At 66.4% G+C, this 20,013-nt stretch carries 21 protein-coding genes and 2 pseudogenes; 10 read left to right on the forward strand and 13 right to left on the reverse strand.

All coding sequences use genetic code 11. The features are described from left to right. The first annotated feature begins 1 nt into the window (after position 1). Positions 2-1,474 (forward strand): UDP-N-acetylmuramoyl-tripeptide--D-alanyl-D-alanine ligase, encoded by a 1,473-nt coding sequence (gene murF, locus H180DRAFT_RS15915; protein ID WP_055486744.1) that lies wholly within the window; start codon positions 2-4, stop codon positions 1,472-1,474. Here murF and H180DRAFT_RS15920 read toward each other — a convergent pair. After that, the gene (locus H180DRAFT_RS15920; RefSeq protein WP_199822492.1) at positions 1,437-2,204 is read right to left on the reverse strand and encodes an aspartate/glutamate racemase family protein; all 768 of its coding nucleotides are present in this window, start codon (positions 2,202-2,204) and stop codon (positions 1,437-1,439) included. The two genes, murF and H180DRAFT_RS15920, sit on opposite strands and share 38 nt — an antisense overlap. 455 nt (positions 2,205-2,659) lie before the next feature. On the opposite strand from H180DRAFT_RS15920, the gene H180DRAFT_RS15925 reads away from it, so the two are divergent. Both H180DRAFT_RS15925 and H180DRAFT_RS15930 read left to right on the forward strand, forming a co-directional pair. Further along, positions 2,660-3,997, forward strand: coding sequence for a cysteate synthase (locus H180DRAFT_RS15925; RefSeq protein ID WP_055486745.1), 1,338 nt, complete (start codon positions 2,660-2,662; stop codon positions 3,995-3,997). 176 nt (positions 3,998-4,173) lie between these two features. Continuing rightward, complete coding sequence (locus H180DRAFT_RS15930; protein ID WP_254666043.1) at positions 4,174-5,109, forward strand: LLM class flavin-dependent oxidoreductase; 936 nt, start codon at positions 4,174-4,176, stop codon at positions 5,107-5,109. Between the two features lie 358 nt (positions 5,110-5,467). Here H180DRAFT_RS15930 and H180DRAFT_RS15935 read toward each other — a convergent pair whose 3' ends face one another. From H180DRAFT_RS15935 to dapA, 4 genes are all read right to left on the reverse strand, one after another. After that, positions 5,468-5,992 (reverse strand): GNAT family N-acetyltransferase, encoded by a 525-nt coding sequence (locus H180DRAFT_RS15935; protein ID WP_055486879.1) that lies wholly within the window; start codon positions 5,990-5,992, stop codon positions 5,468-5,470. A gap of 266 nt (positions 5,993-6,258) precedes the next feature. Beyond that, positions 6,259-6,648 (reverse strand): hypothetical protein, encoded by a 390-nt coding sequence (locus H180DRAFT_RS15940; RefSeq protein ID WP_055486747.1) that lies wholly within the window; start codon positions 6,646-6,648, stop codon positions 6,259-6,261. A 535-nt stretch (positions 6,649-7,183) separates the two neighbouring features. Then, the gene (locus H180DRAFT_RS15945) at positions 7,184-7,387 is read right to left on the reverse strand and encodes an alpha/beta fold hydrolase (RefSeq protein ID WP_055486748.1); all 204 of its coding nucleotides are present in this window, start codon (positions 7,385-7,387) and stop codon (positions 7,184-7,186) included. Positions 7,388-7,441: 54 nt separating this feature from the next. Beyond that, on the reverse strand, positions 7,442-8,305 hold the full coding sequence (gene dapA / locus H180DRAFT_RS15950) for a 4-hydroxy-tetrahydrodipicolinate synthase (RefSeq protein ID WP_199822493.1): 864 nt from the start codon (positions 8,303-8,305) through the stop codon (positions 7,442-7,444). A gap of 387 nt (positions 8,306-8,692) precedes the next feature. On the opposite strand from dapA, the gene H180DRAFT_RS15955 reads away from it, so the two are divergent. The 4 genes from H180DRAFT_RS15955 (at position 8,693) to H180DRAFT_RS29515 (ending at position 10,546) form a co-directional block, all read left to right on the forward strand. After that, positions 8,693-9,184 (forward strand): DUF2975 domain-containing protein, encoded by a 492-nt coding sequence (locus tag H180DRAFT_RS15955; RefSeq protein WP_055486750.1) that lies wholly within the window; start codon positions 8,693-8,695, stop codon positions 9,182-9,184. Further along, positions 9,184-9,405, forward strand: coding sequence for a helix-turn-helix domain-containing protein (locus tag H180DRAFT_RS15960; protein WP_055486751.1), 222 nt, complete (start codon positions 9,184-9,186; stop codon positions 9,403-9,405). Before H180DRAFT_RS15955 ends, H180DRAFT_RS15960 begins: the two co-directional genes overlap by 1 nt. Before the next feature lie 158 nt (positions 9,406-9,563). Continuing rightward, the gene (locus tag H180DRAFT_RS15965) at positions 9,564-10,352 is read left to right on the forward strand and encodes a class I SAM-dependent methyltransferase (RefSeq protein WP_055486752.1); all 789 of its coding nucleotides are present in this window, start codon (positions 9,564-9,566) and stop codon (positions 10,350-10,352) included. Continuing rightward, positions 10,331-10,546 (forward strand): hypothetical protein, encoded by a 216-nt coding sequence (locus H180DRAFT_RS29515; RefSeq protein ID WP_139151397.1) that lies wholly within the window; start codon positions 10,331-10,333, stop codon positions 10,544-10,546. The genes H180DRAFT_RS15965 and H180DRAFT_RS29515 overlap by 22 nt, the downstream gene beginning before the upstream one ends. 126 nt (positions 10,547-10,672) lie before the next feature. Here the strand turns inward: H180DRAFT_RS29515 and H180DRAFT_RS15970 are convergent. Both H180DRAFT_RS15970 and H180DRAFT_RS30440 read right to left on the reverse strand, forming a co-directional pair. Next, positions 10,673-10,831: pseudogene (locus H180DRAFT_RS15970) on the reverse strand (VapC toxin family PIN domain ribonuclease); the annotation flags it as partial. Positions 10,832-10,862: 31 nt separating this feature from the next. Next, positions 10,863-11,013: pseudogene (locus tag H180DRAFT_RS30440) on the reverse strand (IS3 family transposase); the annotation flags it as partial. 433 nt (positions 11,014-11,446) lie between these two features. Between H180DRAFT_RS30440 and H180DRAFT_RS15980 the strand changes: the two are divergent. Together H180DRAFT_RS15980 and H180DRAFT_RS15985 are read left to right on the forward strand one after the other, a co-directional pair. After that, positions 11,447-11,926, forward strand: a complete 480-nt coding sequence (locus tag H180DRAFT_RS15980; protein ID WP_055486754.1) for a DUF4442 domain-containing protein — start codon at positions 11,447-11,449, stop codon at positions 11,924-11,926. Positions 11,927-12,507: 581 nt separating this feature from the next. Then, entirely contained in the window at positions 12,508-12,726 is a 219-nt protein-coding gene (locus H180DRAFT_RS15985) for a hypothetical protein (RefSeq protein WP_055486755.1), read from the forward strand. Positions 12,727-12,913: 187 nt separating this feature from the next. Here the strand turns inward: H180DRAFT_RS15985 and H180DRAFT_RS15990 are convergent, their stop codons facing one another. The 5 genes from H180DRAFT_RS15990 to H180DRAFT_RS16010 all read right to left on the reverse strand — a co-directional run bounded on the left by H180DRAFT_RS15990 (position 12,914) and on the right by H180DRAFT_RS16010 (position 16,407). Then, complete coding sequence (locus H180DRAFT_RS15990) at positions 12,914-13,585, reverse strand: nucleotidyl transferase AbiEii/AbiGii toxin family protein (RefSeq protein ID WP_055486756.1); 672 nt, start codon at positions 13,583-13,585, stop codon at positions 12,914-12,916. Beyond that, a complete protein-coding gene (locus tag H180DRAFT_RS15995; RefSeq protein WP_055486880.1) occupies positions 13,582-13,929 on the reverse strand; it encodes a hypothetical protein in 348 nt (115 codons plus the stop codon). The genes H180DRAFT_RS15990 and H180DRAFT_RS15995 overlap by 4 nt, the downstream gene beginning before the upstream one ends. A gap of 351 nt (positions 13,930-14,280) precedes the next feature. Further along, positions 14,281-14,715 (reverse strand): PIN domain-containing protein, encoded by a 435-nt coding sequence (locus H180DRAFT_RS16000; RefSeq protein ID WP_055486757.1) that lies wholly within the window; start codon positions 14,713-14,715, stop codon positions 14,281-14,283. After that, entirely contained in the window at positions 14,712-14,951 is a 240-nt protein-coding gene (locus H180DRAFT_RS16005) for a ribbon-helix-helix protein, CopG family (protein ID WP_055486758.1), read from the reverse strand. Before H180DRAFT_RS16005 ends, H180DRAFT_RS16000 begins: the two co-directional genes overlap by 4 nt. A gap of 649 nt (positions 14,952-15,600) precedes the next feature. Next, a complete protein-coding gene (locus H180DRAFT_RS16010; protein ID WP_368073129.1) occupies positions 15,601-16,407 on the reverse strand; it encodes an 8-oxoguanine DNA glycosylase OGG fold protein in 807 nt (268 codons plus the stop codon). Positions 16,408-17,329: 922 nt separating this feature from the next. Between H180DRAFT_RS16010 and H180DRAFT_RS16015 the strand changes: the two genes are divergently transcribed. Beyond that, entirely contained in the window at positions 17,330-17,854 is a 525-nt protein-coding gene (locus H180DRAFT_RS16015) for a hypothetical protein (RefSeq protein WP_055486760.1), read from the forward strand. A 1,493-nt stretch (positions 17,855-19,347) separates the two neighbouring features. Here H180DRAFT_RS16015 and H180DRAFT_RS16025 read toward each other — a convergent pair. Next, complete coding sequence (locus tag H180DRAFT_RS16025; protein ID WP_139151399.1) at positions 19,348-20,001, reverse strand: hypothetical protein; 654 nt, start codon at positions 19,999-20,001, stop codon at positions 19,348-19,350. Positions 20,002-20,013: the final 12 nt, after the last annotated feature.

Here is a 20,013-nt window from a genome sequence, read left to right on the forward strand (position 1 = left end):
GATGATCCGTATGAGCCTGCAGGACATGGCGACCGTTGTGGGCGGCAGACTCCACAACGTACCGGACCCCCATGCCCTGATCACGGCGCCTCCCACCCCGGAACCGGAAGCGAGCGGCGGGGGGCTGTTCGTTCCGGTCGTCGTGGAACGCCCTGACGGTTCGCGGGAGGACACCCACCCGCTCGCCGCCCTGGCCGTCAAGTCGGGCGCGGTGGCGGTGCTCACCGGGAAGCCGGCCGAGGAGCCTGCCATCGTCGTGCCGGATGTGCACGCGGCTCTCAAGGCCCTGGCGGTCCATGCGCTCGCCCGTCTCACCAGGACCACGGTGATCGGTTTGACGGGCTCATCGGGCAAGACCAGCACAAAGGACATGACGGCTCACCTGCTCGGACACGCGGGACCGACAGCGGCAACTCCGCACAACTTCAACGACCGGACCGGGCTGCCGCTGGCCATCGCCGCGGCCGACGCCTCCTCCCGTTACCTGGTGCTGGAGTTGGGTCATCACGGCCCCGGCGACATCCGGTACCTCGCGGACATCGCGCGGCCCGTGGTGGGCGCGGTCCTCAACGTCGGAGCTGCCCACATCGGCAACTTCGGCAGCCTGAGCGCCATCGCCCGGGCCAAAGGCGAGCTGGTCGCCTCGCTGCCCGCCGACGGGCTCGCCGTCCTCAACGCCGACGACCCCCTGGTGCGCGGCATGGCCGCCCGGACCAGGGCTCCCGTGGTCCTCGTCGGCTGTACGCCGGAGGCGGAGGTCCGGGCCGAGCACGTGCGTCTGGACACGTCAGGTCATGCGCACTTCACCCTCCGCACCCCTGAAGGGGCGGCACCCGTCGACCTTCAGCTGGTCGGTCAGCACTTCGTCGCCAATGCGCTCACCGCCGCCGCCGTCGCACGCCACGTCGGCCTGCCGGTCGACCGGATCGCCGCGGCGCTCGGGGAGTTGAAGACTGTGTCACCACGCCGCATGGAGGTCTGCGAACGGCCGGACGGTGTCACCGTCATCGACGACACCCACAACACGACGCCCGAATCGGTGCGAGCCTCCCTCACAGCTCTGACCGCGCTCGCGAACGGCCGCGACACCGTTGCGGTGCTCGGCACGATGCACAAGCTCGGCGACGCCACCAAAGAGGCGCACTTCGAAATCGGCCGGCTGATCGCCGAACTCCGCATCAGCGGACTGGTCGTCGTCGGAGGGGAGGACGCTCCCTGGCTGGAAGAAGGAGCACGATGGCTGGATGAAGCGGCGCGTTCCCACGGGGTGGACAGCGTCCTCGTCCCCGGAGTGCGCCAGGCCCGGGCGGTGCTGAAAGCACTCCTGGAGCCCGGCGACGTGGTTCTGCTCAAGGGCCCGAGGTTCAGCCGGATGCAACAGCTCGCCCAGGAAGTTCGGAACGACTTCTCGCCCGCCGACGTCCGCGGCGCGGACCTCAAGGGGCGAGAACCGCAGACGCCAACACCTCGGTGACATCGATGAGGTGGGTGCGGCCGGCCGCCGCCGGGGCAAGCATCGACAGCTCCGTGCAGGCCAGCACCGCGCAGTCCGGGTCCGGGTCACCCTCGTGGCCGATCTTCAGTTGCTCGATCCACTGAGCGAACTCGTTGCGCAGTTCGGGAATCGGTTCACCCCGTTTCACCCGCGCGATGAAGTCGCCGATGTCGTCCTGGTGTTGCGGACCGGGGTAGCGGGCCACCGTGCCGAGGGCCAGATGCGGTTCGAACAGGCCCAGGCCCACCGTCGCTTCGGTCGCCAGGAACAGCGGCCGCCGGTAGCGGTTCCGTTCGAGTGCGGCCGCGGTCTCAGCCAGGAGGTCGCAGATGGGCACGCTGACAGCTTGCGTGAGCTGGGGCCGGTACGCGTGCGTCGTGGCGGACGGGATGGCGATCACATCGACCCCTGCCTGCTCCAGTTGCTCCACCGTGCGCAGCAGCAGGGGAAGCGGACTGGCTCCCCCTCCGAGCAGGTGTGCGATGCGGCTCGGCAGCTGCTCGGCCACGAGCACGGTGGCCGGGTACGCGTCATCCGTGGTCGCGCCGCTGAGGCGGAGCACCTCGCTGCAGAAATGCAGCGACGCGTACGGGCCGACACCCCCCACGATTCCGATCCGTCGCTTCACAGGGCCCTGCCGCTCGATCCCCGATGAGGGCTGCAGCCCGTTCACCGCGGTGACGACCCGGTCCGGCATCGCTGATCGCACCTCCCCTCCCGGAGCCGGACCAGCCGAATGGTGACCGAATGTGATTCCGGCTCAGGTTCCCTCCAGCATGTCCCGGTGCAACGGCCGTCGGCAGAGCGTGAACCGGGGCGCTCGAAGCGCAGGTTCCGGCTCCCCGTGCGTGCAGGAACCTCCGGGACCATGCGCGCTCCGGCCGGCGGAGCGAATGCCCGTACACGTGCACGGGCCGGTCATGCCGACAAGGGGCAAAATTGGACACCGAGGATGAGACCGCAGTAAAACTGCGTGAATGCGCATCCTTTGGCGTCGCGTGAATCCGGGGCCCTCGGCGCTCGCTGATCCCGCATCCCAACTCGCCGCGAGCCCCCTCCTGCCCTCAAGTACGGACCACTGCAACCTCATCCGCTCAGACCCCTGTTCGGCAACGCGTGCCGACAGGCCGGTCACGTCACTGAGTTCTTGAGGCAGTCAGTCACATGAACTGGTGCGACGTGAAGAATCCGGAGAAGCGCCACTACTCCCTGCTCTGCCCGTTGTGCGGACAGAGACGGGCGGACGACGGGCTGATGCTCTCCTGTGCCCGCAACCATTCGCCGGCACTGCTGCAGACCTCCTACGAGGAAAGGGAGTTCAAGCCGCTCACGGACGTCGACGGGGTTTTCCGCTACCGGTCATGGCTGCCGGTCACCCGCACCTTCGCCGGGGCCGGAGGTACGACCGTGCTGCGCAGCGAGCGCATCTCCCGCTTTCTCGGCCTGCCTCGACTGTGGCTCGCCTTCAACGGCTACTGGCCGGAGAAAGGGTGCTTCCTGGAGACCTGCACATTCAAGGAGCTTGAGGCCTATGCGGTCCTCGGCCGAATGCCGCAGGAATCCCCCGTCCTCGTCGTCGCCTCCGCCGGAAACACCGCCGCGGCCTTCGCCGCCGTCTGCTCCCGGTACGCCCGACCCTGCCTCCTGATCATCCCGGACAGGGGGCTCGGGCGGCTGAGGCTGCGGGAAGCACTTCGTCCGGACGTACGCCTCGTCGTGCTGGAGGGCGCCGACTACGCCGACGCCATCGCCCTGGCCGAAGCGGTTGCGAACCGGCCGGGCTTCACCTTGGAGGGCGGCGTTCGAAACGTCGGGCGTCGCGACGGTCTCGCCACCGTCATGTACCGGGCGGTGGAGGAGACGGGCGAGCTGCCCGAGCACTACTTCCAGGCAGTGGGCAGCGCCGCGGGGGCGATCGCCTCGCACGAGGCCGCCAAGCGCCTGCGGGAGGGGACGGCCTCCCGGAGGACCGCGCTGCCCCGGCTGTTCCTCTCGCAGAATGCCGGCTTCGCCCCCATCCACACCGCATGGCAAGGCCGGACCGGCGCCTTGACGCCCCACGACGGCAGCCATGCCTTCGCCGACGAACTGACGAACCGGTGCCCTCCCTACGAGGTGCATTCCGGCGTACGCGATTCTCTGACCGAAAGCGCCGGAGAGGTGCTCACCGTCGAGCGGGCCTCGGCGATGGCAGCGACGAAGGTCTTCTGGGATCTGGAGCAGATCGACCTCGAACCGGCTGCCGCAGTTGCTGCGGCCTCCCTCTTCACCGCGGTCAACGAAGGTAAGGTGCCGCGCGATTCCTCCGTGCTTCTGAACGTCACGGGCGGGGGGCGGGCTCGGCTCTCCCAGGACTTCGCTCTCCAACAGGCCGAGCCCCACCTGCGTTTGAAAGCGGACGGGCCCCGCGACGAATCCCTGGATCTGATCGAAGGCCTCTTCGCCACTCCCGACGCCGCCCGTCCCCGCAAGCCCCCGGTGCAGCCGACCGCACCTGTCTGAGGGCCCGCCGCCGGCTGGGCGCGGGACACGAACGTCCGGTCAGTGACTCTCCGAAAGGCAATGGAGGTCGCTTCACTTGGTGAGTCGGCGGTCGTTGATGAGCCTGCTTCGGCGGTGGGCCTCACAGAGTCGCTCACTGCCCGTAGCCTGCGGGCATGCAGCCACCAGTCTTCTCCGTGCAGGCCGACCCGGGCGACGCCGCTTCCTGGATCTTGTTGGCCCGGCGTCTGGAAACCGACGGTTACGACGCGCTGTTGACGGCTGACCACCCGGGCACCGCGGCGTCTCCGTTCGTCGCGTTGGCCGCCGCTGCAGCCGTCACCGAGCGCATCGGGCTCGGATCCTATGTCTCTCAGGCCGGCGTTCGCGAACCCCTGCTGCTCGCCTCGGACGTGGCCACTCTGGATCTGGTCTCCGACGGACGCGCACGTGTGGCGCTGGGCGCCGGACACACCCCGGCCGAGTGGGAGATGACGGGGACGGAGCGGCCTGACGTCGCCGGGCGCGTCCGGCGTTTCCAGAAGGTGGCTGAAGCCTGCTGCGCACTCCTGGCGGGGGAGACGGTGACTCTCGAAGGACCGGAAGTACGGGCCCGCCAGGCCCGGTTGACCTTCCCCCGGCCAGTACAGTCCCGGGTGCCTTTCACGTTCGGCGGCGGCAACAGCGTCCTGTTGGACTGGGCCGGAGCGCACGCGGACATCGTGGGTCTGAGCGGGCTGGGACGCACCTTGCCGGACGGCCATACGCACGAGGTGCGTTGGAGTGCCGCGGACATCGATGGGCAGGTGGAGCTGATCGAGCAGGGAGCCTCGGGGCGGGCCGGCGCCCCGGCACGTGAGGCTCTCGTCCAGGTGGTGAAAATTACCGATGACGCTGAGCATGCCGCGCGTGACCTCGCCCGACGGCTTGGGTGTGACGCCGCCGAGGTGCTGGCCTCGCCCTACGCGTGGATCGGCACACCGGATGAGATCCGGGCGGCCATGGCTGACCATGAACGCCGCTGGGGAATCACCCGCTACGTCGTCCGTGAAGCCCACCTGGACGCTGTCGCCCTGGTACGCGCAGGCTTCGATGGTTCCGACAGCCTCAAGGACCGAGGTGGGGCATCGTAGACATGACCTGCGTGCGCAATGCCCTTCCCTGTTGGCCGTGTTCGGTTCCGGGCCCGCTGTCCGCCCCGATTCCCCGTGGTTGCCCGCCCGTTCCTGGCGTGTACGGCACAGCCCGATGGCTGGGCCCTGTCGTCCGGATCTCCGCGGGCCCGCGACGACAGCTACGGCACCTCTCCCCCTGGCTTCGCCGGGCGGTGCCCCCAGCGTTGTCGGAGTCTTCCGAGCACTCCCCTGGCCTTCGGCATGGGGGACCCCAGTACGAGGACGCTCCTCCGCCTGCGATGCGTCCCCTCGCTTTCGCGGGGGAGGCCCCATGCATCTGACGCCGCGCTGATCCACGAAGATCCAAACGAAGAACCTAGCGCAGCTCGCCCTTCAGCATGCCCATCGTGTACTGGTCGTACCACCGCCCGTCACGATGGAACCCCTGACGCAGACGGCCCTCTTCCACGAAGCCGACCTTCCGGTAGACGTGGTGCGCCGCATGGTTCTCCGTGACCACCGTCAGGGAGATCTTGTGCAGTCGCATGCTGTCGAACCCGTACCGGCACATGGTGCGCAGCGCATCGGTGGCGTACCCGCAGCCCCAGCGGTCCTTCTCGCCCACGTAGATGTCCAGCTCGGCGCGGCCCGTCTCCGGCTTGGCGTCCCGCAGCCGCACCAACCCGATCAGCGTCCCGTCTTCACGTACTTCGATTCCGTACAGCGTGTCTCCGTACGAGTTCGGTCCGCGCTCCTCGAGGCGCTTGCGCACCCCGTCCAGGTTCTGGTCGTAGTAGGCGTCCATCCAGCGCACCACGTCGGGGTCGTTGTTCCACCGCCACAGCGACTCCGCGTCGGACGGTGCCAGCGCGCGCAGCAGTACGAGTTTTCCGAGAGTCATGGAGCGCATTGCAGCACGGCGTGGGCGGCGCCTCCAGCGAATTCCGCCCGCCTCATATGGCAGGCATATGAGGGGAGTTGTGGGGGTTGTCCTGGCATGGAGAGGCGGTAATCCATACCCCTGCGGATCGGTGCCAAGTCCGCCGGCCGGCTCTGTTCACGAGTTCTGAAAGCAGTTGAGGGCTTGCCAGGACAGCCTCGTGATGTTTTCTGGGTGAAAGATCCTGGTCATGCCGCAGATGTCGAAGGTCGAGCTGTAAGCGGCGGTCAGGCGTCAGGGTCGATTTCGGGGTGCGTGAACCGCACGGGCTTGCCCAGCGACCGGGCGTAGGTGATTTCGGCTCGGGTGCTGTCTCCGATGTAGTCGCCGACTACGAGCACCTCATCAGCGAGCCGGATCTTCGCCCGGTGAAGATCGTCGAGGCGAACCTTCAGCGCCTCGGCCTCGACAGGATCGGACCAAAGCTCGTGCGGCGACTTCATGTCACAGCCCGGTTTGACGACAATCTTTCCAGCTGTGGTCTCCCGCAGGTCGGCCTCTGTCATCTCGGTCATGAAGCGGGTGGAGCCGCAGACCACGACGATACGCGGGAGGCTCAGCCGCTTCTTCGCATCGGCGAGCTTCTCCTCGGGGGTGAGCGGTTGCGGGTATGACACTGGTTCCTCCTGGGGGGTGGTCCAAGGGGTGTCTGCGGAGACAAGAACGAGGGTGTCCAATTTCAGCAACCGGTCGACGGCCGCACCCTGGCCGCTCGCCCGGGCATCACGGGTCGTCGTCCTGCGCGCTACGCGGGCCGCCGCACAGGTTGGAGCGCCGTCATTCCCCGCGGACATCCAGCGACCTCAAGATCGTCGACTGCCGTCAGAACCGATGCACGATCCCTCTCACTTGAAGTGAACGAGGCCAGCCGGCTCTTCGCCGACCGCCGGAAAGAGGGAGATCCCTCCTACCGGCCCAGATGTCGGTGACCTGCTGGCAGGAGACCGCAGAAAGGCTGCACCCGCGCCGTCCAGGGGAGCGCTTACGTCGTTTCTGAACGCTGACCTACTGTCAGCACACATGGTGGTTCACCCGCCCTTCTTCGGACGCGTCTGGTGCGGTAGCAGTGCCGTGAATACGACGGCTGTGCCGCGTCGTTCCCCGTGAAACGACCGCGAAGGCGGCTTGTGCACGTGCTGGAGTGGAGTGCGGTCAGCGCGGTGTGGATCCGAGGAACTCCAGGAGAGCGTGCGCGGCGTCGTGCGGGTTGTCCTCGGTGATGAAGTGTCCTGCCTGGGCGATCCTGACTTGCTGGGCACCGGGTAGCGCTGCGGTGAGTTCGTCGCCGGTGGCCGGCACGAGCCACTCGTCGTTTTCGCCCCAGAGGACAAGTGTGGGGATTGAGATTCGGTCCAACGTCAACTGATCACCGGCGTGACTCGTCCTGACCGACTCGTTCCGCTCGGCAGGTCAAGCGAGCAGGCCGCACGCGACAAGTGCGGTGCGGACGACTTCTGTTTCCTGCTGGTCGGCTTCGACCAGCGGCAGGCGCAGGCCGCCCACCCGGTGTCCCAGCAGGTTGAGAGCCGCCTTGACCGGAATCGGATTGGTCGTCACGCCGAGCGCCTGGTAAAGCGGCTGCAGCACGGCGTCGATCTCCGCACGCCGGTCGGGTTCGTCGACCATGCGCCGCATCAGGTGTCCGGCGACGTGGCTGGCGACGAGGATTCCCCCGCAGCCGTCCAGGTCGAGGACGCGGGCGAAGGCGTCGTCGTTGCCCGCATACAGGCCGAGCCCGTCCACTGGGGCGAGGTTGGCGTTGTTGGCCTGCTTGACGTAGTCGATGTGCTCGATCTGGGCCAGCTCGGCCAGCAGATCGTTCGGCATGTCGATACCGGCGCGCGTCGGGACGTTGTACAGCACGACGGGTTTCCCGGCGGCCTTGGCGATCTCCGTGTAGTGTCGCACCAAGCCACGGCGGTTCGGCCGGTTGTAGTACGGCGCCACCGACAGCACCGCGTCAGCGCCCAACTCGACGGCGCGTTCGGTCATTTTGCAGGCCTGAGCCGTGTTGTTCGAACCGGTGGAGGCGATCACGCTCGTACCGGCCGGCCGTTCGGTACAGGCGAGTTCGATCAGCCGGAGATGTTCGGTGTTGGTGAGAGTGGAGGGCTCCCCTGTTGTCGCGGCCACCACCACACCGTCGGACCCGTTCGCGAGCACATGGCGCAGCAGTGACACGAAAGCCTGCTCGTCCACCTTGAGGCCGCTGTCGAAGGGGGTGACGATCGCCGTCAGCACAGACCCCAGCGACGCACGACTCATTTCAGTCATTTGACCACCCCTCGGACACTTCGTTGTGCGGCACAGCCTCTCCTACTGGCACATAGAGGGGCAACCAACTCGGCTTTCCATCCGGACGAGGCAGCCGGAAGGACCATCCCCGAGCGCCGCGCAGCCCTGGCGGATGTCGCCGCGGGGACCAGCGGCCCGCACGTACAGGTGCGGCCAGGGGCTGTGTCCCCTGTTGTTCCTCGTTCGCCGCGCTTCACCGTCTTGACGCGTACGCCTCGGGCGCGGGGCGGTTCGCGCGCGAACGCGATGCCGCGGGGAGGCGGGGGCGTTTCTCCACGATGCGAAACCGATGCTCCAACCCTTGCCATTGCTATCGTCTTTCGATAGATTCCTATCGTTGAGCGATGCAATGGTGAGGGGTGGGTCATGGGAAAGCTGGCAGTGCGTGCGCTGCGCGCCGTGCTCGTAGTGGTGCTCGCCGGCACCGTGTTCGTACAGGCATTGATGGTGTGGGTGTTGGTCAGCGGCAGCGACCCGGAGGACGGATCGCTCCCTCTGACCCCGCTGCGTGTGATCACGATCCTGGGCCTCGGGACCGTCCAGGTCGTCGGGGTCTGCGTATGGCGGCTGGTGACGATGGTGCGACGCGGAACCGTCTTCTCCCACGCCGCCTTCCGCTACGTGGACGTCATCATCGGCGCGATCATGGCGGCTGCCCTCGTGTGGTTCACGGTCACGGTCCTCAATGCACCGGGCCAGCGGGCCGACCCGGGCGTCACCGTCATCATGGGCGGGGTCGGGGTGGCCATCCTGGGGGTCGCGCTCATCGTGCTCGTGCTGCGGACGCTGCTTGCCCAGGCCGTCGCGCGCGATGTCGAAGCGGCGCAGATGCAGGCCGAGTTGGATGAGGTGATCTGATGCCGATCGCCGTTGACATCGACGTGATGCTGGCCAAGCGGAAGATGTCCGTGGGCGAGCTCGCGGAGCGCGTAGGGATCACGCCCGCCAACCTGGCGGTACTCAAGAACGGCCGGGCCAAGGCGGTTCGCTTCGCGACGCTCGCCGCGCTCTGCCAGGTGCTCGAGTGCCAGCCGGGCGACCTGCTGCGCTGGGAGACCGATGACGCCGCGGGCGGATGAAGTGCCCCAGGGCGGGCGCGAGATGCGCCCGGCACCACCGGACCTGTGAAACGGCACGGAGACCGGGGGAGTTGTGACTGCGACCTGAACGCCTCCCAAGCGTGACGGTGGTCAACGTCTCGGTATCTGCCCTACGTTCACCGGGCCATACTGGTGCGATGAACCGCTACCTGCTCGACAATCGTTGCCCGGAGGCAGGCGAGCGGTTCGCGGCGCTCGCCGAGATGTTCGATCCGTGGACCTTTCGTCACCTCGACGACCTGGGGCTCGGTGAAGGATGGCGGTGCTGGGAGGTCGGCGCCGGCGGCGTCTCGGTGCCGCGCGGGCTGGTGGAGCGCGTGGGGGCCGGCGGCCGGGTACTGGCAACGGACATCGACGTGTCGTGGGCCGAGCCTGCGGCCGGCGGCGCCCTCGAGGTACGCCGGCACGACGTGATCCGCGACCCGCCGCCGGCGGAGACGTTCGACCTGGTCCACGCCCGGCTGGTCCTGATCCATCTGAAGGATCGCGCGACCGCGATGCGAGCCGTGATCGATGCGCTCCGGCCCGGCGGATGGCTGGTGATCGAGGACGGGGACCCAGCCCTGCAGCCACTTGCCTGCCCGGACGAACGGGGCCCGGACGAAGCGCTGGCGAACCGGCTGCGAACCCGGATCCGAACGCTGATGGCCGAGCGTGGGGCAGACCTCGCATACGGTCGCACACTGCCCCGGCTGCTGCGTGAATCAGACCTGACGGACGTCGGCGCCGAGGCCTACTTCCCCATTGCGTCACGCGCGTGCAGCGTCCTGGAGGCGGCCACGGTCCAGCACGTCCGCGACCAGCTCCTGGCCGCAGAACTGACGACGGCCGAGGAGATCGAGACGCACCTTGCGAACCTCGCGCACGGCGACCTGGACCTCATGCCCGCACCGATGATCACCGCATGGGGTCGCAAACCGGCCTGATGCTCCGGGACAACCGGCCGCTGGGCACTGGCACAGATGCCAGTCCAACCGGCGCCTCCACCTGGCACCTCGAAGCGGGAACGGCACGGCACGACCAACAGGAATCGGCGGATTTCTACTGGGAGTTGGCCCAGATCATTTTCTGCGGAGGGGTGACGGAATCGAACCTGCGCTCCGGGCTTGGGAATTACTGAGCCGCTGGAGCCATCGAGGGTTGATCCGCACTGATGAAGGCTGTGTGCGGCGGCCCGGGACTGGCCACGCGTGACCGGTGTTGACCCTGGCTGTCCGGCCGGTTCGGCACGGTCGCCCAGGTGGTCCTACAGACCGTCAGGCAGAAGCCGAAAGGCGTGGTTGCCGGTGAGGGGGGTGACGGCTCGGAAGTCCCGGCGGTCGAGGGTCAGGACGATCTCGGTGTCGTACGCCTCGGCCAGAACGACGTTCACCGCATCGGTCAGATCGAGCCGCAGGGCCCCGTAGTGGGGGACTTGCGGACCCAGGTCCGCACCGTGTCCGCACCGTCTCGGCGGCAACGATGCCCAGTTTCGCGGCGACCGCCTTCATAGCGGCCCACTCTATGGGGCAGTGGGGGGCGGATCTCCGAGACCATGCGCACTGCACGATCACGAAGCTCAGCCGGGTAGAGAGACCGACGGGCCATGACTCGAGCGTCTCAGGGAATCGAGCCTCCATCAGACCCGGAGCGGTTCAATCTCGGGGCACATCAATCTCCCCCCTGCCGTCGTGGCAGGGCTGCTCGAGTGCCGTGCCTTCGCGCGGCTGTTCGTTGACCGCTTGCACCCGGTGGTGCGGATACGAGCCACCTGAGGCGGCTGTCGACGACAGCTGGACTGCCCGTCATCGAGTGCTCCAGTGCCAGGCCGTCGATGATCAGGCGATGCGCATGGAGGGCGGTACGGGACACCTTCGATTTGACAGTTCGACATTCTGCGCAAGAATTGTCAGTCTGTTGGGCGGCGAGGGATCCGCGCTGAGCTGTATCTCGGCCCGGGAGAGCCTGGCTGACGGCTTGTCAGCCACGTTGCAGCGCCTGCACAGCCACCAGATCTGCTGAATCGATGGAGGAAGTGACAATGACTCACGTAGCAACCGCCGCCCCGCCGACCGACTTCGATCTCATCCGCTCCCGTCTGTCTCAGGCCATGCCCTTCACTCGGACGATCGGCATCGAGTACGTCGAACTGTCCGCTGAGCGCGCTGTACTTCGCCTGCCGGACCGAGCGGACCTCCACAACCATGTAGGCGGTCCGCATGGGGGTGCGGCCTTCACCCTGGGCGACTCCGCAGCCGGCGCCCTCAGCATCGCCGCGTTCTCCGACCTGTACGACGAATACATCGGGCTCTTGGCGAGCGGGACGATCCGGTACCGCTCCATCGCCGAGGGCGATCTCACCGCAGAAGCACGTCTGGCCAGACGGAATGCCGACATACGCGCGGATCTCATGGCCCACCAGAAGGCCCGGTTCGACGTCGAGATCGCCATCCGGGACTCATCCGGGGAAGTCCGGAGCGAGATGACCGCGAACATCGCCCTGTCCCCGGTCAGGCCGTAGAGGACTGAGCCGCCTTCTCCAAACTGTCGACGGAGCACGGCAGTCGAGGGGACGGGCGGCTTGTGCACGCAGCGAAGCTCCTGGCGGACGATTTGGGAATCGAATCCCAGCCGCGCTGCCGGGAGCTCTGCGCACTGGTCCACCTCAGCTCCGCGTTCTGCCGCCAGTGCACCGGCGGCACATCGCCCGCAACAGCGCAGCGATCTCGTCGACTCATCCTCGGAACACAGGCGTTGCTGGTCCTGGCCATCCGGTGGATTGCGTAACGGGCCGTGTCGGCGGCAGAAGTTGAGTCGACGTCAGAAGTTTTCTGGACTGCTGTGTTACCTGTGCGTAGGGTTCCGTGCTGCATCGGCACCACAGGGCTCAGGCCTTGGACACGAGAGAGGGTATAAGGCATGGAAGACAGGACTCGGCGCACCCTGCTGAGATCTGCGGGAGTCGCCGGAGCGTCCGCGGCAATCGGCGGGGCGGCAGCGTCTTCGGCTTCGGCCCGGCCCAAGGAGGAACGATTCCCTCGGACCGCCGATCATCCGAGCACGTACGACTGGACTGAAGCGGAGCTCAAGGATCGCAAGAGGGTGCTCGCCGCAGGATTCACCGAGCAGGAAGCCGACGGCTGGCTGCTGCTCAACCGAGGTGCGGCAATATTCTTCGAGTTGCCCGAGCAGCATCCGTCGGACCTCCCGGAGGCGGTCGAGGCGATCCACGTCCTGCAGGGCAAGTACCTGGCGCGTCCGACGTACCGCAGATATCTCGAGGCCGCCAGGGACGAGGGCGCGGAGGGACGCGCTCGCTGAGCCGAGCGGCTCGAACCCGACGGCTTCTCCGAGGGCTTCGCTCCCGCTGAGCGCTCACTTCCGGGCGCGTACACCGCAACTTCCACACTACGGGAACAGGCCCGGTCATAACCGGTGTTGACCGTGACTTGCTTCCGGTTCTGGCACGCATCTGGCACGGAGAACGAGAGGGCTGGGGGCGGGCCGCTCAGTCCTCTTCGAGGTCTTCCGGATCGTGGAGCCGCACGGCGATGTCGTGGGCCCACGAGAGTGCCCACCGACGCAGTTCGTCGATCGCCTCGTCGTCGAGGCCGTAGGCGCCGAATTCGCTGTCGTCGATCCAGTCCGCTCCGCCGAGCCGCGCTTGGAGTTCGGAGAGGTCGAAGTCATCCCGAGCATGGCGTTGACCCAGGGCTTCAAGTTCCGTGCGGCTCCAACGATCTGCTGCGGCCCGCACGTCGATGAGGTCCCGTGCCAGCCCGCGGTCGGCCAGAGCGCGGACTTTGGTGCCGACGACGTCATCGAGGGAAAGGACCAACCCGAATTCGGTCGCCACCGGCGGACGCCAGAAAGCCTCTTTGAGGATGTCCACCTCGCACTGTTCGCCGGAGTTGGGGTCGGTGACGATCAGTCGGGCCGAGAGCGGGTCGGCCTCCAAGGCACGTACGCTCCAGCCGCGGCCTTCCAGACCGGTACGTACAGAGGCTGCGATGTTCTCCATGCGGTCGGGGTTCTCGGTGGCGACGTCGAGGTCCTGGCTGAGCCGGTCGACCAAGCCGTGGGCCTGGACGGCGTAACCTCCTGTGACCGCGAGCGGATAGGCCTCGCCAACCGCGAGGACATCTGCCAGGAGCCGGCGATGGAGTTCCGTGAGATTCATGCAGCGGTCTGGTTGCCCGGCCTGAGTTCGGTGAAGGCGCTCTCCCAGACCTCACGAATGTCGCGGCTGATCAAGGTGCGCAGCACGGGCCACATGCTGGTGAGCAGATCCCGGTTGAGGTAGCGAACCAGATCTTCATGCATACCCTCGGCAAGGACGATCCGGTAGCAACTCATCCGCAGACGGGGCTGGTCGAGGTCGAACTCGGTGAGACCGGACCACGCCAGGTGGAGAGGAAGGCTTACGCTGCCGTGCAACGGGCCTTCGAGCTCAGCGAGATCGGCAGGTCGCCGCCGGGCGAACCGGTTGCGACGCACGTCGGACATGCTGGGCGTGGATGCCATGGCTCCATTATCCCGCAGGATCGAGTGCACTGCGTCCCTCTCGGAGGCCGGAGCCACGACGGCGGTTCCGGAAAGAGACCATGAGCAGGAGGAGTCATGAGGGGGGCCGCGAGAGATCGTGCAACAAACAAGGCCCGGGTCTGTGACCTGGGCCTTCGTTGTGGAGCGGGTGACGGGAATCGAACCCGCGCTCTGAGCTTGGGAATCACGGAGGCACGGAGCCCAGCACAGGACAGGTGACCTGCGCCCACGACAACGTGTCACATCTCTGAAGCCCTCTTGTGATGCCCACAGTCGACCGCGACTCGCTGTCCGTTCTGGCACACATCTGGCACAGACTCAGTCGTGGCGCTAGAGATCGTCAGGCAGGAGCCGAAAAGCATGGTTGCCGGTGAGTGGGGTGACGGCTCTGAAGTCCCGGCGGTCGAGGGTGAGGATGGTCTCGGTGTCGTATGCCTCGGCCAGGACGACGTTCATCGCGTCGGTCAGATCGAGCTGCAGGGCCGCGTAGTGGTTCTGGACCTTTCGGGCCTTGCGCAGTGTGCTGGCCGGCAATTCGGGAATGGCAACGCGTCCGGTTCGCTCTTGACCGAGCAGCCAGTCGTTCACCGCGTACGCGGCTTTGCGGTCGACGTTGCGCGTGGTGATGTGTTCGATCTCCAGGATGACCAACGGCGATACCACGATCAGTGCTGCCTGGCGCATGGCGGTCCGAGCGGCTCCGTTCTCAGGATCCGAGGTGTTCAGGGCGGACACCAGGCCTGAGGTGTCACCGATGACGATCACTCGGTGTCCGCCACGCCGTCCGAGACCGCTCGGTCGATCTCCTCAGCGGTGACGGGCCCGCCGAAGTCCAGGCTCGGGATGTCCCACTCCTCGTCCCAGCGCCGGGTGCGCAGCGCCGCGAGGTGGAACGCCTCCCGGAAGTACTCCGACTCCGAGCGCCCCTCTCGCGCGGCCGCCTTCTTGATCAGCGCGAGGTCTTCCTCGTCGACCATGACGGTCGTCTTCTTCAAAGCCATAAGGTTATGGTACCTCAACCATAACTGTTGAGGTGCTTCTGTCGCGCCGCCGAACCTTGGCCCCGACGGCCTCTACGCCCGTCTTGGAAGGGGTGCCGCTTGGGCCGAGGAAGTAAGCGTCCGATGCCGGCGCCCCAGGAGGCCAAGATCCTCCGTCTTGCTTTCCGCATGCCCGTAGCCCCGCCGTCCGCGGCGCTGAACGCCGGGTGGTGGAGGTCTGCGGCGCCGTGACGGAGGCAGACCCGCGTCGCTGCCTGCCAGTTGCCGACTGCTTGACTCACTCGGTCTTGTACGGTCGCGCAACAGCTACGCGGCGACGGGAGGTTGGGGCAACAAGCATGCTCTGGGCCGCTGACCTGGACCTTCGTTGTGGAGCGGGTGACGGGAATCGATCCCGCGCTCTGAGCTTGAAATCACCGTGCGAATCTGCCGAGTTGGCCCGCTGATCTGCATCAATGGTCTCTGGACGGTCGTTCTTGTGCTGGGATGCGACCGCTGTTGACCGGTCCTGGCTGCCTGATCTGGTGCGCGTCTGGTGCGGCTTGCCGGAGGCACGCGGCTGGGGCGCCCCGGACTACGGAAACCATGGTCGCTGAGATCCACCCGAGCCGGTTTGGTCTATCGCCAACGGCGTCGCGAACGCCAGTCTTCATGTCGCCCACGCGCCGTTGAACAGTGCGCACTCCAGTAGGTCGGGGGTCGTGTAGGACGGCCAGGTTCCCGTAGAGGCCACTTGGCATGTGGCTGCGTGCATGTACGAGAGGTAGACGTTGTAGCGGTGGGCCGACCAGTTCCAGTCTCCCCAGGCCCAGGCCGCGACCGAGCCATCGGGATCGATGCCGGTCTCCCGGCCAATGGCGCTGGCGAGCGACCGTAGACGCCTGGAAATCCTCCCGTCGAGGATCAGCGGCGCCGGGTCCGACACAGTCGGTAGAGCCTGGCCGGTGAAGTACAGGAACTTTGTGAAGAAGGACGGCCCGAGCCCAGGGACCGCCTGGTGAAGCACCGCGTAAGCCTCCTTTGCGCCCCGCTCTTGCAGAGTGGTGACTGAGGCGGTGAGAGCCGCATCCAGGTTCTCGGCCGTCAGGATCCTCTGCAGCGTGGAGGGCCCGCTGCCCCCGGGGGTGCCACGCTTACCCTTCCCCCATACGTAGGTAGCGATCAGGGCTTCTCTAGGGATCCCTCGCTTCAGTGCGTCAGCGACGATCAAGGCCACTTGTGCTCGGCTGACCCCGGCCTCCCCGGCGTGAGAACGGCCTGCCAAGCCGGCCGGCCACGGGGTGATCTGGGCCCACCGCGCGGGGACGTAGCTGATGGTGTGGGCGCCAGGCGTGCCCTCTGGATACATCACCTCGTTCCGGGCCCACCAGCGACCCAATGCAGTCAACGCCGTCTCGGGCAGCAGGCGCGCGGCCATCTCTCGGTCCACAGCGTCCGCACGGCTTTGTCTGTCCATGGTTCCCAACTTGGATGTGCCCCCTATCTCGATCCGCCGTCCTCACTGCCAGCCCGGTGACAGTCCTGCACAGCTCTCTCGGCACCAGGCTGCTTCCTGCTGCCGACGTCGACCTTCGCTTCACTTCTGCCAAGACTGCGCATGTGGCCAATGTTCAACGCCGGCGCCTTCCGAGCGTGGGGAGTCCTCCCGAAACCGTCCGCACGCTCACCGAGGACGAGTGGGGCTTGCTCGAGACACTCGGACGACTCCTATTCCGTCGAGCCGGCCTGCCGACAGGGTTCTCCGGTACGCCAAGTTGCTTCATTCGGCGTCGGATCTGCTGGTAGAAGCTGTCCAGCCGATTCGCGTCTGTCGGAAGATCAAGCCGAACTCTCTTAATGAAAGAGCCGTTCCTCGGACGCAGAACCACACATGGCTTGCCCCAAGGGTCAACGAACGACCATGCAGAGATCTTTGGCGAGACTCGATGCACTCGCGCCTTCTGTTGATGGTTCTGCACCTGCGTCCGAGTCGATCGGTAGAGCGTCTGGAGCCTCTTGACGTCATCCGGGAGCTCCACATCCAACCGGACAGCGTTGCGTTGAAGCAGCGGATCTAGGGAAGCAACAACAAACCCATCCGCCCCCCGACGGACCCAGATAGCAACTGTCGGTATCCCCGAACCATCCCCCATGGCAGCCCCCTTGATGGCACTTCAACGCGCCTCGTCCCGTAGTACTCCCCTTGCTCGATGGGTTCGCAAACCAGACATGTCGGTCGGATGGGTTGGTTGGATCCCCTACCACCTGGCACGTGAGAGTAAGTACGCGTAACCAACGCCCTCGACTGGGGACCATGCGTTTGACAGGGGCGCACTTGGGTGGACGCCTCTAACTGGTGCGCACTGACCAGGGTCAGCGATGCCGGATAGCTTCTCCGCATGAGTGAAGACGAGGATTACCTCGACAAGAGTCCGTCGGCAGCGCGTATGGGGAAGGCAGCCGAGTACCTAGTCGCAGCCTCATGCATCCTCGCCACAGGTGGAGAGTTGAACGTGTCGACTTCTCTCGTCGACGATGAAGGGGTAGATCTCGTCTTTCATCAACGCGGACGCTCCGCAACCTTGGCCGTACAGGTAAAAGCCCGCATGTCCACCGCTGCGAATGTCCAGCGCGGCCGGCTAGTGGCGAATGTGCGCTCCCAGACGTTCCAGCCCCGCTCTGACCTGGACATGTTGTTCATCGCCGTGAACGTAGAGCACGGCACAATCATGACCGCTTGGCTTGTGCCAAGTGGAGCGTTCGATGAGATGGCAGGGGAGCCCAACAGCAGCGGGCTCCGCAGGTTCTCCGCATCGATGAAGTCGGAGTCCAGGGATCGCTGGAGACCATATCGCCTGTCCGCCGCCGAACTCGCGGGACGCATCCTCGCCCGACTCGACGAGTTGGCTCAGACAGACACGTAGCTGCCCCTCAGGAGTCCTTGCGCCGTCACCGCTAGCTCGTTCCGCATCAAACAGAAATAGGGCCGGGGTCGTGATCTGGCCCTTCGTCGTGGAGCGGGTGACGGGAATCGAACCCGCGCTCTGAGCTTGGGGAGCACTGTGCCTACGAGGGCAGTTGAGGCCCTGACCTGCGTGTCGGCACTTGCGGTTGGTGGGCTGGCGTCCTCAACGCCCCGCTCCTGACCGCGACTAACCGCCCCTATGGGCACGGCACGGGCACGCGACCCTCTCTGGTGGAGATGGTGAAGAGCTGCGGCCGGGAGGGTTGTCGAATTTTCCAAACGCCAGGACGAGTTCGCGGCCAGGTTCGGCCGTCACGGTTCCGCCTTCCGCAGCTCCGCCTGGTCCTTCGTCATGGTCACCTGGTCGCCGTCGACTATGCAGCTCACATGCCCTGTCCATCGACCGTTCGGACTTCTCTCCCACCTTGTGAGCAGTCCTGACCGCCAACTGCCTTCCACTAACACCAGGCACGGCTTGGCTTCGATGGTGGGGCGGTACGAGGGGAAGCAGGCGATGCACGCGCCTCTCCCCTCACTCATCGCCACAGAGAGTGCGACGTTCTGGGGGTCGTGGAGGTCTCTTCCGTAACGGCGGGCCTTCCGCTGACCGTCGTGAAGGGCCTCGCACTGCGTGTTGCGGTGAAACACCGAGCCGCCGGCGGTTGTCACGACTCGGGGAGTGAGCCCTTCCGGTACGGGCGCACAGTGCAGGCACTCCCCAGGTAAGAATTCGTGTTTGCAGCGCTCACCTGACACACCGCAAGGCTGTCAGGCCCAGCTCACGCTCCACAGCAGCGATCAAGCCGATTTCGCTCTCCGGCAGGAGCTTCCAGGCTGGCAACTCGTCTGGGCAGGCCATTGGTTGGGGTCTGGGGACAGCCTGGGCAACAAGCACGGCCCAGTCCTGGGACCTGGGACTTTTCTATGGAGCGGGTGACGGGAATCGAACCCGCGCTCTGAACTTGGGAATCACCGTGCAGATCTGCTGAGTTGGCCGCTGACCAGCACGGAGAGGTCCCTGTCCAGTCGCCGAACGGAGCCTCTCGTGGCCCGTGTTGACCGTCTCTTCTGGTGCGCATCTGGTGCGGTAGTCGTGTGGCGAACACGACGGCTGGGCCACAACGTTGCCGTGAAGCCACCGCTCCCCGCCGAAGCCCCGTGGCTCTCCGCATGAAGCTATCGTTGCCGGTCGAGTGCTCCAGGTAGCCCCGCGATTCACTTTTCGGTAGGGGGGCATCGACCTCTTCGTTCCGAAGCACTCGAGCAGCGAGTTGGACTCCCCGGACGCGACCGCGTACAACTGCGACAACGGGGTCTCCTCCGCGCTCGTGGCTTCAACGACCTTCGAGCTGTGCAGGAGACCCTGCCTTCATGCGCGCTCCGCAGCCGACTTACCCGACAGGGAACCACCGTTCGAGCCGCAAGCGAACCTCTCGATACGACAGCGGCTTCTCAGTGCTTCGGCAGGTGGTCCAGGAACTGTTTCCAGCCCGGGCCCGGACTCTTCGCGCTGATGTCGCACCATGACTTGTCCGCGAAGTGGAGGCGCACGGTGGCCCTCGCTTCGCCGGGGTGCCTTTCCCAGGTGGTGCTCTCGACCCCGGTCAGCTGCTCGCGCGGCATCGACCACGCCAGCTCGGCCGCCTCCGGGCCGACGTAGACGAGGGACATGAGTCGGTCGCCCACGACGAGCATCTGATGGTCGGCAGGGCGGGTCTTGCTCAGCAGACCGCCCGCGAGGCTGTTCCAACCGCCCTTGAGTCGCTTGAGCTCGCGGCGGCGCTTGGGGCTCCGGAACAGCCAGCAGATGCCATCCCAGATTTTCTCCCCGAGCCAGCTGAAGGGGAGGGTCACGAAGTGGTAGACGGAGAGCAAGGCGACCAGCGGGTACTCCCACCAGGGGACGCGGCGGCGTTCAGTCTTGGGCCTGGGCGGAAAGACCGAGGGCTGCGAACGCAGCCCCTTGGGCACCGTCCTCCCCAGTTCATCGACGCACTTCACGGGATGGAGCGCCCTCACGCGGTCGTTGCCGCGGAGGACTCCCTCCACCATGACGCGTGACTGCTGCTCGGAAGGGACCGGGTAGTGCGGCTGCCTTGCGCTCACTGCATACCGCCG

The organism is Streptomyces sp. WMMB 322, from assembly GCF_900090145.1.
In the GTDB taxonomy this organism is placed as follows: domain Bacteria; phylum Actinomycetota; class Actinomycetes; order Streptomycetales; family Streptomycetaceae; genus Streptomyces.